Origin of the sequence: Streptomyces sp. NPDC007856 (assembly GCF_042868225.1) — a bacterium.
GTDB lineage: Bacteria > Actinomycetota > Actinomycetes > Streptomycetales > Streptomycetaceae > Streptomyces.
On sequence record NZ_JBIAEC010000011.1, the window covers coordinates 278,144 to 292,475 of the forward strand.

Genomic DNA, 14,332 nt, shown 5'->3' on the forward strand with positions numbered 1-14,332 from the left:
TGGTCGGCGAGCCACCGCCGAGCCTCTCTTCTCCGGGGACATGGTCGTTCTCTCCGTTCTTCTCGTGGTCCGCACCGTCAGCCGAAGGTGCCCAGCGTGACGGACTCACCGGGCCTGAGGCTGATCCTTCGCGAGGTGCCGCCCGCGAAGACGGTCGTGGCACGGCCGCCGACGCTCCTCAGCGTCACCTGCGTGACCTTGCCGTTCTTCCATCTGAGGTCGGCCACGAAGCCGCCGCGGACGCCGACGCCGGACGCCGAGCCCGATGCCGCCCACGCGGACGGCAGGGCGGGCAGCAACTCGACGTGACCCGGCCGTGAGTAGAGCAGCATCTCGATGATCGCGGAGGGGGTGCCGAAGTTCGCGTCGATCTGGAAGATGCCGCGGCCTTGTCCCATGTCCATGATGTCGAAGAGGTTCGGCGCGGTGCCGTTGCTGCCGTTCACCGACGGCTTGAGGTTGTTGACGACGAGCTGGTAGGCGTTCTCCGCGTTCTTCAGCCGCGACCAGCACAGGCTGCGCCAGGCGTTGGACCAGCCGTAGCTGTTCATGCCGCGCGCGGTCAGGAGGGCCGTCGCGCCGGCGAGGATGTCCTTCGGCGTGGAGTCGTCCGGGCGGATCCGGTCGCCGGGGAAGAGGCCGATGAGCGGGGACAGGTGCCGGTGGGTGGTCTCGCCGAGGTTCTCGGGCGACATCCACTCCTCCAGCCAGCCGGTCCTGGGGCTGACCTCGGGCAGGTACAGGCGCCCGCGCAGACCGTCGATGGTCGCGCTGTAGGAGGCGTCCCTGCCGAGCACCTGGGTCGCGGTGTGGTAGTTGCCGAAGAGGTTCCACACGAGTTCCTGCGCGTAGGTTATGCCCTTGGCGTCCAACGGCCCCTGCTCGGGCGACCAGTCGCTGTCGGCGATCAGGACCTCGCGCGAGGCTCCGGACGCGTCGGTGACGGTCGTGGTGATGAGGCGGGCCTCCCAGAACTCCACGGCACCCTTGATGAGGGGGTAGATCTTCTCGAGGTAGGCGAGGTCCTGGGTGTACTCGTAGTGCTCGAACAGGCTCTGGCAGAGCCAGGCGTTGCCGGCCGGATGCCACCACCAGCCACCACCGCCGTACGGGTTGGTGGATATGGCGACGGCCCAACCGGCGAGCTTCCCGCTGGAGTTGCGGTATCTGTTGGTCGGGCTGTTGAACAGCCGCTGTGTGGAGTCCGTCCAGGAGGGCAGCTGCGCCAGGCAGTAGTCCGCGAAGGCGTCGAAGCAGCCCGACAGGCCCGCGCGGTCGGCCATCCAGTAGTTCATCTGGACGTTTATGTCGGTGTGGTAGTCGCCCATCCAGTCCGGGTCGTTGCCGTCCAGCCACGGACCCTGCAGGCCCATCGGCAGCGTGCCGCGCGACCCGGATATCATCAGGTAGCGGGCGAACTGCAGGTAGGTGGCCTCGAGTTCGGGGTCGGGGACGTCGTCCCGGTAGCGGGCCTGCACCCGTTGCCAGGTGTCCAGCCTGCGCTGTGCGGCGGACGACGTGCCGAGGTCGATGTCCAACTGCTCGAACACCGGGCGGAAGTCGGCGACATGGGTGTGCAGCAGTGTGCTCGCGGAGTTGCCGGCCGCGTTCAGGACCTTGCCCCGGGCCAGGAGTTCCGGAACCAGGGCAGGGTCACGGAACCCCGCGGCCGCGTCCGGCGCGTAGTTGGTGCCGCCGCTGACCACGACGGTGAGGTCCTTGCAGCCGCTGAAGGAGATCGACGTACCGTCGACGGCGATCGTGCCGCTGCTGCTGCGGGCCGTGACGGCGGCGCCGTACTTCAGCCCGTTGGCGAAGGAAGCGCCGAACGAGGTGTGGTGCCCGGCGCGGTGCGCGGTGGTCGTCTCGCCGTGAGTGCCGGTGAGGGTCACGGTACCGGTGTAGGTGCCGCCGCCCTGCTGGGAGAAGTACAGGACGATCACGTCGTCGGGGCGGCTGGCGAAGATCTGCCGCTGGTAGGTGACGCCGGACAGGTCGTAGGAGGCGCTGACGAGGCCCTGGGCCAGGTCGAGGGAGCGGCGGTAGTTGTCGACCGAGCCCAGGTCATGCCCGAGGATGTCGACGGTGAGCTCGGCCAGCAGGGTCAGGGAGCCGAAGTCGTCCCGGCCGTAGGGGAACTGGCCGTCGCTCTGCAGGGTGTCGTTGAGGCCGCCGGTCCACAAGGTGGCGTCGCTGATCGTCAGCAGTTCGGTGGCGGGGTCGTTGCTCGCGAGTGCTCCGAGCCGCCCGTTTCCCACCGGCAGTCCCTGCCGGATCATCGAGTTGGCGGAGCCGGGAGCCTGCCACCACAGCTGGTTCCTCGCGGCGGCGGCCGTGGACAGCAGGGGCGAGGAGGTGGGACGGAGAGGGGCCGCCGAGGCGGTGAAGGCGGGCAGACCGCCGAGGGCGGCGGCCGCGCCGGCGGTGGCGGCGAGAGTGAGAAGGCCTCTGCGGCTCGGGTGGTTGTCGCGCGATTCGGTGTGCTCGGTGTGTTCGGTGTCCACGTGGTGCACTCCATGTCGGGAAAACGGCACATGCGGGGGACGGATACGGGCAGTTGGGCGTGGGCGTGCCCGGTCGCCGCGGAGCCGGAAGGCGGCGGGGCGAGGCCCGGGGGACGTGCCGCCCCGGGCCCCGCAGGGACGGTCAGGCGGACTTCGGTACGTCGATCCTGTCGATGTCAGGGGAGTAGTCCCAGCCGCTGTCGAACGTGATGGTGTTGGAGCCCGCCTTCAGCGCCAACTGGACGCTGACGGTGTCGACCGTGCTCCAGTCGCCCGTGGAGGGGAACCTCAGGCTGGTGCCGTGGCCGCTGTTGGAGTAGACGGTGACCGAGCGGGGATCGCCGCTGACATAGGCGACGTTGACGGTGTAGATGCCGTCCTTCTTCACCGTGATGTCGTTGAACTGCAGCTTGCTGTCGAGATAGAGGTTGCCGACCTTCTTGCCGCCGGAACAGGAGTCGCATCCGGCCACGGAGGCGTTGCCGGTGAGGGTGTTGTCCGCGGACTCGGCCTCGTAGCGGGTGGTGGCCAGCGGGGTGCCGCCGGGCTTGACGGTGAACAGCCGTGAGCCGTGCGCGGGCAGCGTCGCGGTGATCCTGTTCCGGTACGTGCCGAGGTTCTGGTGGTTCCACAGATCGCGCACGGAGGCCGCGCCGGTGAAGCCGAAGGACGCCCAGTCGGCGGTGACGGAGGCCGACGAGCTGCCGAGGTTGAACAGGGCGACGGTGTATGTGCCGTCGGCGTTCCTGGTGCCCCAGACCTGCTGGTCGCCCAGCGGTGTGACGGGGCGTGCGACGGGCGAGTCGCTCTGGTCGACGCCGATGACCTCCTGGTTGGTCAGCAGGGAGAGGCCGTAGCTGTCCAGCTTGGTGAGGTCGTCACCGGTGAACAGGGGCGACTTGTTGATGGCCCAGAGCGTCATGTAGCTCTGCCGCTCGGCGTTGGTGAGACCGTCCATCGCGCCGTTGCCGACGTCGATCGCGTCAAGGTCGTTCCAGCCGCCCGGACCTGCCTCGTGGCTCCACGCGGGAGCGTCGTTCCACCGGTCGTTGACCGAGTTCTCCCAGGTGACCAGGGTGTTGCAGTAGCACTCCACGTCGGTGTCGATGCGCCAGCCGTTGGAGTACTTCTTCCAGTCGGCGGCGTGCCCGATGTCGAGCGACCAGGACAGCTCCAGATGGATCGGGCGCCCGGTGCCGGCGATGGCCTGGTGCCAGGCGGCCACGTCCGGGACGTTGTTGTAGTTGTCACCGGACTTGAACGAGCCGGGGCCCACCCCGTCCAGTTTGAGGAAGTCGTAGCCCCAGGCCGCGAGCATCTGCGCCTGCGAATCGATGTACTTCTGCGCGCACGGGTTGTCGAAGTCCAGCTTGTAGGCGCTGTCCCAGCCGTTGGTGGTGCGCAGATCCGGGTAGACGATGTCCGCCGTGGTGCAGCCGGGCGCGTTCCGGATCGGCACCTTGCCGTCGCCGTACGCCCCCTTCTCCAGGCCCACGGGGAGGTAGATGCCGGCCTTGAGATCCTTGGAGTGGATGTGGTCGGCGACCGCCTTCATGCCGCTCGGGAACCTGACCGGGTCGGGTGTCTGACGGCCGTACTGGTCGAACTCGGACGTCCAGTTCTTGTCCATCCACCAGCCGGCGTCGATGTCGACATGGTCGTAGCCGTACTTCTTCAGGGTGGCGGCGAGGGCGTCCGTCTGCTTCAGGACGTTCGCCTCGGTGAGGTAGCTGTAGTTGCCGTCCGGGTTCAGGCCCGGGTACTGGGAGGACTGCATGCTCCAGCTGGACCAGCCCATGTACGGCCTGGCCGCGAGGCCGGAGGAGGCGCCGTCCGTGGTCGCGGCCGAGGCGACGGCCGAGCTAGTGGAGTCGGAGGCCATGGCGCCGGTGGCGGCGGCCGGGACCGTGGCGAGTCCGGCCGTGACGGCCAGGACCAGCGCTGCTCGGACGGTGCGGCGCGGAAGGCCGGGGAGGGCTCCGCGCAGGACTCTGTACGGGGATGACCGCATGGGTCGCCTCCTGGGGTGAGGTGAGGGGGAACGTGCGGTGGCACCCGGTGGGGGACGGGCGTTGTTCCGGGGGGCAGGGCCGCGGTACGAGGCCCGATGCCTGAGCGAAGAGGTCGGACGGCCGGACCGCGGTGGGCGGCCGCCGACGTGTCCGGCCGGCGGTTCAGCCCTCGCCCGAGCCGATGGGGAGCCCGCTGATGAACCGGCGCTGCACGGTGCAGCACATCGGGAGCGCGGGGATCGCGGTCATGAAAACCCCTGCCGCGAAGAGGTCGGATGGTGCGGGCGGCTGCGGCTCTGCAGCGTCATCGCTACTCCTTCTCACATGCCCGATCCCATGAAGGACTGGATGGCGGCGGCAGCGGCCCCCCGCGCCCACTCCTCGAAGGGCAGGGGCCGTGTCACCAGGTCGCACTGTGCAGCGGTGCCGAAGGCGGACGCGGCGAACGCGTCCCGGATGCCCTCGGCGACCAGGTCGTAGGCGGCCAGACCCTCTCCGGAGATGACCACCCGCTCGGGACCGAGGATGTTCACCAGGAAGCCGATGGCCTTGCCGATCGCTTCACCGGCTCGCGCATAGACCGCTCTGACACCGGGGTCCCCGCCGTGGGCCAGCTCCAGCGCCTCGGCCGCATCGGTCACCTGCCCGCCCGTGGCCGCGTGGACTGCGCGGAGTATCGCCGGATCCGCCGCGATCGCCTCCACGCACCCCCGGTTGCCGCAGTGGCAGAGCGGGCCCGTCGGATCGAGCGCCAGATGCCCGATCTCACCGGCCACGCCGTGCGCGCCCGACACCACCTGCCCATGGACCACCAGACCGCATCCGATGCCCGCGCCCACGGTCACCAGGGCGAAGTCCGAGAGACCGACTCCGGCCCCGAACCAGTGCTCGGCGACCGTGAGCGCCCGCACGTCGTTGTCGACCGTGACCGGTAGCCCGGTCGCGGTCCCGGCGATCTCGGCGAGCGGTACGTCCCGCCACTCCAGGAAGGGCGAGTAGCGGACCACACCGTCCGCGCGGTCCACGTCTCCCGAGATCGCGATGCCCAGGCCCCGCACCTGCACACCGAATCCGTCGGCCTCCGTGAGCAACTCCTGTACCAGCGCGGTGATGACGGGGAGCACCGCCTCCGGCTCGCGGCCCGTGAGCCGGACGTGCCGGGACAGCCGGACACGGCAACACAGGTCGGCCAGTACGGCGATGATCTCGTCGCCTGTCACCTTGATCCCGACGAACAGCGCCCTTCCCCCGTCCACCCACACCAGGTTGGCCGGACGCCCCACCGCCGGACGCGCCTCTTCGTCCACGCCCTCGACCAGATAGCCGAGTTCCATCAGCGGACGCACCGCCTTGGTCACGGCGGCCGGAGAGAGCTGGGTCCGGCGCCCCACCTCGGCCCGAGTGAGCGGACCGTGGGAGAGCAGCGTGGTGAACACGAGTGAAGCGGCCGGCGTCATGTCCGGGGCCGCCTGGTGGGAGGGGGCCGAGCGCATGGCCGGAAACTTAGAGAGGTTCTTTTTCTCTGTCAATGAAAAAAGCAGAGGCCTTTGATAGGCGCGAGGTGACGGCCTTGTGTGTGTGAAACGAAGGTATACGGCGTGAGTTGATGCTCTTTGCAAGCCGTGAGCGGCCTGGCGTCCGTCGATGGCTGCGGTGGGCCGGTGTGCCGTCAGTGCCGTGAGGGGGACCACGCGTCTTTGTTGGAACGTCCTGACAAACCTATTGACACGACCTTGGGGCGTTTCATAGTACGGATCACTGGAGCGCGCTAGTGGCGCGCTCCAGTCATCTGCCCGCTGCGCCAGGTCGATCGGGACTTCCCTGGCAACGCACAAATCCTGCTTTCTCCCACGTGGGATGCGGCACCGGCTACCTGACGCGACATGGCCGCACGCGTCGGTCCGGACGGCGAGGTCACCGGAGTGGATCCCTCGCCGCCGGTCCTCGACCACGCCCGCGGCAGGAACCGGCGCCCGGACAGCGCCCCCTGTGACTACCGTGAGGGCGTCGCCGAGGCTCTCGACTTTCCGGACGCCTGCTTCGACACGGTCGTCACCAGTTTGATGCTGCACCATCTGCCGGAGGAGCTGCGGCCCACGGCCCTGCGCGAGATGTACCGCGTGCTGCGGCCCGGCGGGCGGCTGCTGGTCGCGGAGTTCCGTCCGCCGAGGAGCCGGATCGGCCGGCACCCGGTGCACGGCGGGACCGGCCGTGCCATGGCGCACAACCGGGTGGATCTGCTGGACACCCTCGTCACGGACGCGGGCTTCGAGCTGATCGGGCGGGGCGACCTGCGGCCGCGGCTGTCCTACGTGCAGGCGAAGCGGACGCGGTAGCGCCGGGGCACCGACCCGACCTGCGGGATGGTTCCCGGGGTGCGCGCGGCTCGGACGGGCCGCCGGAACACCGTCAGCAGGGCACGTCCTACGGCAGCTGCTGCTCCGCCCAGATGGTCTTGCCCGTGGCGGTGTACCGCGTGCCCCAGCGCTGGGCGACCTGCGCGACGAGGAACAGGCCTCGCCCTCCCTCGTCGGTGGTGCGGGCGCGGCGCATATGGGGGGAGGTGTTGCTGGCGTCCGACACCTCGATGACGAGGGTCCGTTCGTGGATCAGACGCAGGTTGATCGGCCCGTAGGCATGCGTGATGGCGTTGGTGATCAGCTCGCTCACGATCAGCTCGGTGCTGAAGGCGAGGTCCTCCAGCCCCCACGCCGCCAGGCAGCGGTCGGTGTTGTCGCGCGCCTCGTGCACCGCCCGGGGATGGGCGGGAACCTCCCAGGAGGCCACCCGGTCGGAGGGGAGGGCGCGCGTGCGGGCGATGAGGAAGGCGACGTCGTCCTGCGGACGGTCCGGCAGCAGAATGCGGACCATTGTGTCGCAGATCTCCTCCAGCGGTCGGTCGGGGTGGGCCAGGGCGAAGCAGAGTCGCTCGAAGCCGACGTCGACATCGCGGTCAGAGGCCTCGATCAGCCCATCGGTGTACAGGGCGACGACGCTGCCCTCCGCCAGTTCGATCTCGGCCGACTCGAAGGGCAGACCGCCCAGTCCCAGCGGGGGGCCGGCCGGGATGTCGGGCAGTTCGACCGGCTCGCTGAGGTGGGCGATGGCAGGGGTGGGGTGTCCGGCGCGCGCCACGTTGAGTTTGCGCGAGATCGGGTCGTAGACCGCGTAGACGCAGGTCGCGCCGATCACCATCGGCCCGTGCTCGGCCGCTTCCGCCTCATCGGCCAGGCGCAGGACGAGATCGTCGACATGGGCGAGAAGCTCCTCGGGGGGCAGATCCATGTCGGCCAGTGTCTGTACCGCAGCACGCAGCCGGCCCATGCTGGCCGCGGCGTGGATCCCGTGGCCCACCACGTCCCCCACGACCAGGGCGATCCGGGCGCCGGAGAGCGGGATGACGTCGAACCAGTCGCCGCCCACGCCGGCCTCGGCGTCGGCCGGCAGATAGCGGTAGGCGACCTCGACGGCGCAGTGATCGGGCAGGTCCGGGGGCAGCAGACTGGTCTGGAGGGCGAGGGCCGCGTTGTGCTCGCGGACGAACCGCCGGGCGTTGTCCACGCACACCGCGGCCCGTGCCACCAGTTCCTCCACGAGCAGCAGGTCGTCCTCGTCGAAGGGGCTGGGGTTCTCCCAGCGCAGCAGCGTGACCACTCCCATGGTCGCGCCCCGCGCCCGGAGCGGCACCACCAGATGGGTGTGCACACCGAGGCTGACGATCTTGGCCAGGCGCTGCGGGTCTTCGGCCAGCCACCATGTCGTCGGGGCCAGCACCGGATCGAGGATCGGCCGGCTCGTGGCCAGACAACGTCGTTGCGGGGACTTCGGCGGGTACCCGGTGGACTCCCCGATCGGGACGATCGCCTCGGGCGCCTCCTCGTGGATCGACAGGTGCACCGCCCGCTGGAGCGTGCCGCCGGTGATCGGCCCGGGATTGAGGTCCCTGGCCGCGAGGACTCCCTGGAAGAGGTCGATCGCCACGAAGTCGGCGAGCTGCGGCACGAGGACCTCGGCCAGTTCCTGCACCGTGCGGTCGAGGTCCAGGGTGGTGCCTATGCGCTGAGCAGCCTCGTTGACCAGGGAGAGCCGCACGCGTGCCCGGTCCTCGGCGGTGAAGTCGACGGCGGTGTGACACACCCCCAGCGTCTTGCCGTCGATGTCCTTCAGCGGGAACGACGAGCGGAGCCTGAGCCGGCCCTGCGAGTTCCGGCGGGACATGCCGTGCCGGGGCGCCACATGCTCCACCGCCGGCGTGACCCGGCCCGAGACAAGCGCCTGGCGCGCCTGCCAGTCCACGGCCGAGGGCACCTGATCCAGTCCGGAGGGCGCAGCCGCGCGCGGGGCCGCGAGGTCGGCCGGCAGGCCCTCCATGGCGGCCAGCGCCTGGTTCAGCCACTGGCAGCGCAGCTCGCTGTCGAGAACGGCGATGCCGATGGGTGACTCCTCCAGGAGGCCGCGCACCACGGCCTGATCGAGTTCCCAGCGGCGCGATTCGGACACCGCACAGGCCGCGGCGAGCCAGCCGGAACCCTGCTCCGCGTGCAGCGGGCACACTCGCAGGGCCAGCTCGACCGGGTGGCCCGCCCGGTGATGCGCGGTGATCAATCCCTCCCAGCCCTCCCCGGCCTGCTGCGCCGCGGCGAGCAGCGAGGCCGGTGAGCGGTCACTGGTGAGAAGGGAGGTCGCGGGCCGGCCCAGCACGCTGGGCGCCGGATACCCGAGGAGGTCTTCGGCCCTGCGGCTCCAGTAGCGGATCAGGCCGTGCGCGTCCACGAGGGCGACGGCGGCAGATGTGATGCCGAACGGATCGCCCCCGTGCTCGTCGGCCAGATCCCTGAGATCCATCGTGTCGGCCGCATCCGCAGAGGGGGGGTGCTGACACCACAGTCTCACACGGACCAGGGTGTGTCTTCGAGCCGACCGCCCTGGCATGCGCGCGGGCCGCGGAGGATCATGCCGCCGAGCGGTCCCGCGCGCGTTACTGTCGCGGGCGCTCGAAGGTGAGCAGCAGTCCTTCCACGGCTCCGGGCCCTATCCGGCCCTTGACGTCGGCGGAGGTGATGGCCTTCAGGCCCCAGCCGTCCTCGGCGTGCTTGTTCAGGACCTTCTCCAGCTTGTCGCTGTCCAGCGCGTCGCCGATCAGCGACTCCCGGAAGGTGACGACCTTGTACTCGTACGCGTAGCCGCTGCTCATGGTGCGGAGTCCTCCTGACTGCCGGGGCGGGTGGTGGCGCGAAGGCCGGGGCAAGCTAATCATCATCGGGCCCCGCAGCATAAGGACGCCGCGTGTCGGCGGAAGCAGCGGAGGCCTGCGGTGAACGCTCGGCGGCGAACCCTTGGTGGCGTGATGTGCTGGAGTGCGACGGCGGATCTCGTGGCAGGCAGTGCTGTCGCGGCGGTGGGAGTGGCTTGCGTGACGCTCGTGCGCAGCGGCCGTGAACTCCCGCTGGCCGCAGTGCCGTTGCTGCTGGGCGCCCACCAGATCGTCGAGTCGGTGGTGTGGCACTCGGGCGGGGGCGGCGGGCCCGCGACCGTCGCATGGGCCGTCATGGCGCTGCCGTTGCTGGCGGTGTGGGTTCCGGCGGGAGTGATGTGTGTGGCCCCGCCCCACGCCCGGCTTCGGCTGGTCCTTCCGCTCACCGCAGGAGCGATGACCGCCGCATCGCTCGCCCACAGCCTTGCCAGCGAACCGGTGACGGCCGAGATCCGCGGCCGCACCGTCGGGTACGCCCTGCACGTTTCGCCCGTACCCCTGCTCGTCATGGGCTACTTGCTGGCCACGGTGGGGTCTCTGCTGCTGTCCGGTGACCGGCGGCTGCTCGTGCTGGGCGTGCTGGTCGCCGCGGGCGCGACGGTGTGCTGGGTGCTGTGGCGGCTGGAGTTCGTCTCCACGTGGTGCGCTTGCGCCGCCCTGTGCTCGGTGGTGCTGCTCTGCTGGATGCGCGCACGCCGGACGTCCGCACAGCGGATGCGTGCCATGGCGTAGCCGTGCCCGCGCTCGGCGCGGACGGTCATCAGCCGCTTCGGGTTCTCCTCCGCACGTCTCTTTCTGTGTCCGCCGGGAGTCGTAACAAGACCCGCCTGTAGAGGGATTCGCGCACCTGTGCTCCCACGAAATGGTCGTTCCGTCCTGCAAGTTGATCGAAAGGAACGGCCATCGTGCGGATAGGACGCATGGCGCCCTTGCTCGCCGTGGGGGTCACGGCAACGCTGGTCCCCGCCCTCGCCCCGGCGCAGGCATCCGCGGCGGAACCGCTGAAGAGGTTCACGGACCAGAAGCCCGCGTGGCACAGATGCGACGCGTCGCAGCCCGCCGTGTTCCAGTGCGCGACGATCGACGTCCCGCTCGACTACAGCCGGCCCGACGCCAGGACGATCAAGCTGGCCATCTCCCGGATCAAGACCGGTGTCCCCGGCAAGCGGCACGGCGCGATCCTCTTCAACCCCGGCGGACCGGGCGGCGAGGGCCTGGACATGCCGGTCATGATGAAGGACACGATGCCCAAGGAGGTGCGCGAGCGGTACGACCTCATCGGGTTCGACCCGCGCGGCGTGGGCCGGAGCAGCCCGCTCAGCTGTGGTCTCACGGCCACGGAGCAGGCCTTTGAACACCCGTACAAGCCGGAGACGTTCAGCCGTGACGTCAAGTGGGCCCGGACCGTCGCCGACAAGTGCCGTGCCAGGAACGGCGACGGACTCACGTACTACACCACCCGCAACACCGCCCGCGACATGGACGTCATCCGCGCCGCTCTGGGCGAGCGGAAGATCTCCTATCTGGGCTACTCCTACGGCACCTACCTCGGGGCCGTCTTCACGCAGATGTTCCCCCAACGCGCCGATCGCATCGTGCTGGACAGCGCGGTCGACCCCGCGCGAGTCTGGCGCGGCATGATCCAGGTCTGGGCGGAGGGCTCCGAGCCCGCCTTCACCCGCTGGACGAGGTGGACAGCGAAACACGACCGCACCTATCGGCTCGGCGCCACCCCGGCCGGGGTGAGGAAGACGTTCTGGGACCTGATCGCCCGAGCCGACCGCACCCCCATCCACGACGGCACCGAGAAGCTGACCGGGGACGACATCCGTGCCGCCCTGCGCCCCGAGTTCTTCAGCCCCAAGGTGGCGGCCGAGGCGGTCGTCAACCTCGAGAAGGCCGCCGACGGCCATGCGACCTCCGGCCGTTCCCTCGCACCGGAGGAACAGCAGGGACCACGCCGACCCGGGTCTCCCTCCGCACAGCCGCCGGACGACAACGGCTCCGCCGTCTTCTGGGCCGTGGTCTGCGGCGACACCGCGGCCTGGCCACGCGACCCCGAGCAGTACCGGCGTGACGCGATCCGGGACAAGGCCGAGTACCCCCTCTACGGCGACTTCGGCTCCAACATCACACCCTGCGCGTTCTGGGGCAAGCCGGCCGAGCCCGTCACCACGGTGGCCAACAACGTCGGCGTGCTCACCGTCCAGAACCAGTGGGACTCCCAGACGCCCCTGATCAGCGGACTCGGCATGCACCACGCCCTGAAGGGCTCACGCATGGTGTACGTCAAGGGCGGCGAGGGCCACGGCGTCTACTCCGACGACCCGCGCGCCTGCGCCAACCGTGCCGTCAACGCCTACCTGAACAGCGGAAGGCTTCCGGCACGCGATGTCACCTGCAAGCCGTCCCGCCGTCACAGTCCCGGAGTGAACCCGCCGATCGCCCGGGCGCCGCAGCACACACCGCAGGCGCCCCGCTTCTGACCCGATCCCCGAGCGGACCCACGCCGGCCTTGCACGTCGGCGAAACAGGCCGTTAGAGGCCGGTGTCGGGGCGTCGCTCAGAAGGGGAGATCGTCGCCGGTCCAGGGGAGGGGCCGGACCGCCCGCTCGGGCTGCCGGAGCAGGGCCACGGCGTCCTTGATGCGGCCGAGTTCCACGAGGAGTGCGGCAAGCACACTTCGGTTGGCCGGGACGGCCGGGTCCAGACGCGCGACGGCCTCCTGCGGGCGGCCGGCGCCGGCCAGGAGTTCCGCGAGATTCTGTGCCCCGTACCAGCTGTCCGCGTCGAGGCGAGCCCGTGCTTCCTCGATCGCCTGCTCTGTGCGGCCGCAGGCGGCAAGGAGCATGGTGCGCAGTCGGGAGAACCTGCCCGCCGCCGGCGGACGGACCTCCGGCTCGCCCGTCCCGTCGTCGTGCGCGCCCCGGGGCGCCGAGGAGCCCCGGGGCGCGCCCAGCGGGTGTCATCCCGTGGCCAGGGCGGTCCGCTCCGCACCGTTCTCCGCCGGCGACGCGCTCTCCTCCCCTGTACGGCCGCGCAGCGCCGTCACCACCAGGAGCGCCGAGAACAGCGCCGCCGAGCCGCACACCACGAATCCGATCGCGTAGCCGTGGCCGAGGGAGTCCAGGGCGTACGCGCGGGCCGCGCCCGGCGGGGAGGTGACGGGGACCGAGTTGAGGGCGAGGGGGCCGCCCTCCCGCAGCACTTCGTGCGCCGCGGCCTTCGATTCGGTGTTCAGGGACGACGAGCCCGCCAGTGCGGCGGTCACCCTGGAAGCCGCCTGGCTCAGCGCGACCGCGCCGATGACCGCGGGGCCGAGGGTGAAGCCGAAGTCCCGCAGCAGGTTGGTCGCCGCGCTCGCCATGCCGGCCAGCGGCAGCGGCACCGTGTTGACGGCGGTCGCGGTGATGGACGACACCGTGAAGGCGAAGCCGATGCCGACCAGCCCGAGCGGCAGGATCAGCGAGGCCAGGTTCCGGTCGCCGACGTCGAGCCCGGCGGCCAGGAAGTCGCCCGCGGCGATCAGCGCCAGCCCGGCGGTGAGCAGCCCCCGCGCGGGCAACCGGTGCAGCAGCCGGGAGGTCAGCGGGGTGAGGACCGGGGTGATGCCGTTCAGCAGCAGGAACGCGAAGGCGGTGCGCAGCGGGCTCTGATGCTGGATGGGGCCGAGCCGGATGCTCGCCGCGTACGCTGTGCCCAGGAAGCTGAACATGCCCACGACCGCGACGACCGACGCGATCGCGAAGGCACGGTTGCGGAACAGGTCCAGGCGCAGCAGCGGGGAGCGGGCCCGGCTCTCGGCGGCCACGAACAGGCCCACGAACACCGCGGCGATCACGAACGCCACGACCACCGGAGCCGATCCCCAGCCGTCCGTCGGCCCCTGGATGACGGCGTACAGCAGGGCGAACAGACCGACGCCGATGGTGATCTGGCCGCCGACGTCGAGTGAACGTCCCTCCGATGCCCGGGAGTTGGTGGCGAGCCACAGGCTCACCAGGGCGCTGACCGCGGCCACCGCGGCGACCACCACGAACGCCGAGCGCCAGGAGCCGTAGGTGCCGGTGACACCGCCGAGCAGCGGGGCGAGGAAACCGCCCGCGGACAGGCTGGAGGCCCATACGGCGATGGCGCGGGCGCGCTGCGGACCGGTGTGCGCGCCGGCCGCGATCATGGCGAGCGAGGTGGGGAAGAGCGCGGCGGCGCCGAGCCCCGCCAGGGCCTGCCCCACCCACAGCTGATGGATGCCGGAGGCGCTCGCGGCGACGACCTCTCCCGCGCACAGCACGGCGGCGCCGCCGACGAGGAGCTGCTTGCGGCCGAAGAGGTCGCCGAGCACGCCGAAGGAGAGTTCGAGCACGGCGACCGGCAGCAGGAACGCGTCGGAGATCCAGGTGAGTTGGGAGCCGACGGGGTGGAGGTGTTCCTGGAACAGGCCGTTGAGGGTGGCCGGTATCGCGAGGCCGATCTGGGCGAGGCAGACGGCGAGACAGCCGGCGACGAGCGTGCCGAGGGGGAGGGATGTGCGCGGAGTGGCGGATGCGTCGGACATGAGCGGG

Annotated in this window: 10 protein-coding genes; 3 read left to right on the forward strand and 7 right to left on the reverse strand. The window is 70.5% G+C overall.

The features are described from left to right. Nucleotides 1–77: 77 nt before the first annotated feature. The 3 genes from ACFYOH_RS26330 to ACFYOH_RS26340 form a co-directional block, all read right to left on the reverse strand. Nucleotides 78–2,504, reverse strand: a complete 2,427-nt coding sequence (locus ACFYOH_RS26330) for a glycoside hydrolase N-terminal domain-containing protein (protein ID WP_388629987.1) — start codon at nucleotides 2,502–2,504, stop codon at nucleotides 78–80. Between the two features lie 142 nt (nucleotides 2,505–2,646). Continuing rightward, on the reverse strand, nucleotides 2,647–4,515 hold the full coding sequence (locus ACFYOH_RS26335) for an alpha-galactosidase D (protein WP_388629989.1): 1,869 nt from the start codon (nucleotides 4,513–4,515) through the stop codon (nucleotides 2,647–2,649). 321 nt (nucleotides 4,516–4,836) lie between these two features. Then, a complete protein-coding gene (locus ACFYOH_RS26340; protein ID WP_388629991.1) occupies nucleotides 4,837–6,009 on the reverse strand; it encodes an ROK family protein in 1,173 nt (390 codons plus the stop codon). Nucleotides 6,010–6,399: 390 nt separating this feature from the next. On the opposite strand from ACFYOH_RS26340, the gene ACFYOH_RS26345 reads away from it, so the two are divergent. Further along, nucleotides 6,400–6,852 (forward strand): class I SAM-dependent methyltransferase, encoded by a 453-nt coding sequence (locus tag ACFYOH_RS26345; protein WP_388629993.1) that lies wholly within the window; start codon nucleotides 6,400–6,402, stop codon nucleotides 6,850–6,852. 88 nt (nucleotides 6,853–6,940) lie between these two features. Here ACFYOH_RS26345 and ACFYOH_RS26350 read toward each other — a convergent pair whose 3' ends face one another. Beyond that, on the reverse strand, nucleotides 6,941–9,361 hold the full coding sequence (locus ACFYOH_RS26350) for a SpoIIE family protein phosphatase (RefSeq protein WP_388630001.1): 2,421 nt from the start codon (nucleotides 9,359–9,361) through the stop codon (nucleotides 6,941–6,943). A gap of 133 nt (nucleotides 9,362–9,494) precedes the next feature. After that, entirely contained in the window at nucleotides 9,495–9,710 is a 216-nt protein-coding gene (locus ACFYOH_RS26355; protein ID WP_055703870.1) for a DUF4177 domain-containing protein, read from the reverse strand. 153 nt (nucleotides 9,711–9,863) lie between these two features. On the opposite strand from ACFYOH_RS26355, the gene ACFYOH_RS26360 reads away from it, so the two are divergent. After that, the gene (locus ACFYOH_RS26360; RefSeq protein WP_388630179.1) at nucleotides 9,864–10,502 is read left to right on the forward strand and encodes a DUF6629 family protein; all 639 of its coding nucleotides are present in this window, start codon (nucleotides 9,864–9,866) and stop codon (nucleotides 10,500–10,502) included. Between the two features lie 188 nt (nucleotides 10,503–10,690). Continuing rightward, complete coding sequence (locus ACFYOH_RS26365) at nucleotides 10,691–12,256, forward strand: alpha/beta hydrolase (RefSeq protein WP_388630006.1); 1,566 nt, start codon at nucleotides 10,691–10,693, stop codon at nucleotides 12,254–12,256. Between the two features lie 77 nt (nucleotides 12,257–12,333). On the opposite strand, the gene ACFYOH_RS26370 is transcribed toward ACFYOH_RS26365, so the two are convergent. Then, nucleotides 12,334–12,621 carry a hypothetical protein gene (locus tag ACFYOH_RS26370; protein ID WP_388630009.1) on the reverse strand — a complete coding sequence of 96 codons (288 nt, stop codon included), beginning with the start codon at nucleotides 12,619–12,621 and terminating at the stop codon, nucleotides 12,334–12,336. 114 nt (nucleotides 12,622–12,735) lie between these two features. Continuing rightward, complete coding sequence (locus ACFYOH_RS26375) at nucleotides 12,736–14,325, reverse strand: MFS transporter (RefSeq protein WP_388630012.1); 1,590 nt, start codon at nucleotides 14,323–14,325, stop codon at nucleotides 12,736–12,738. Nucleotides 14,326–14,332: the final 7 nt, after the last annotated feature.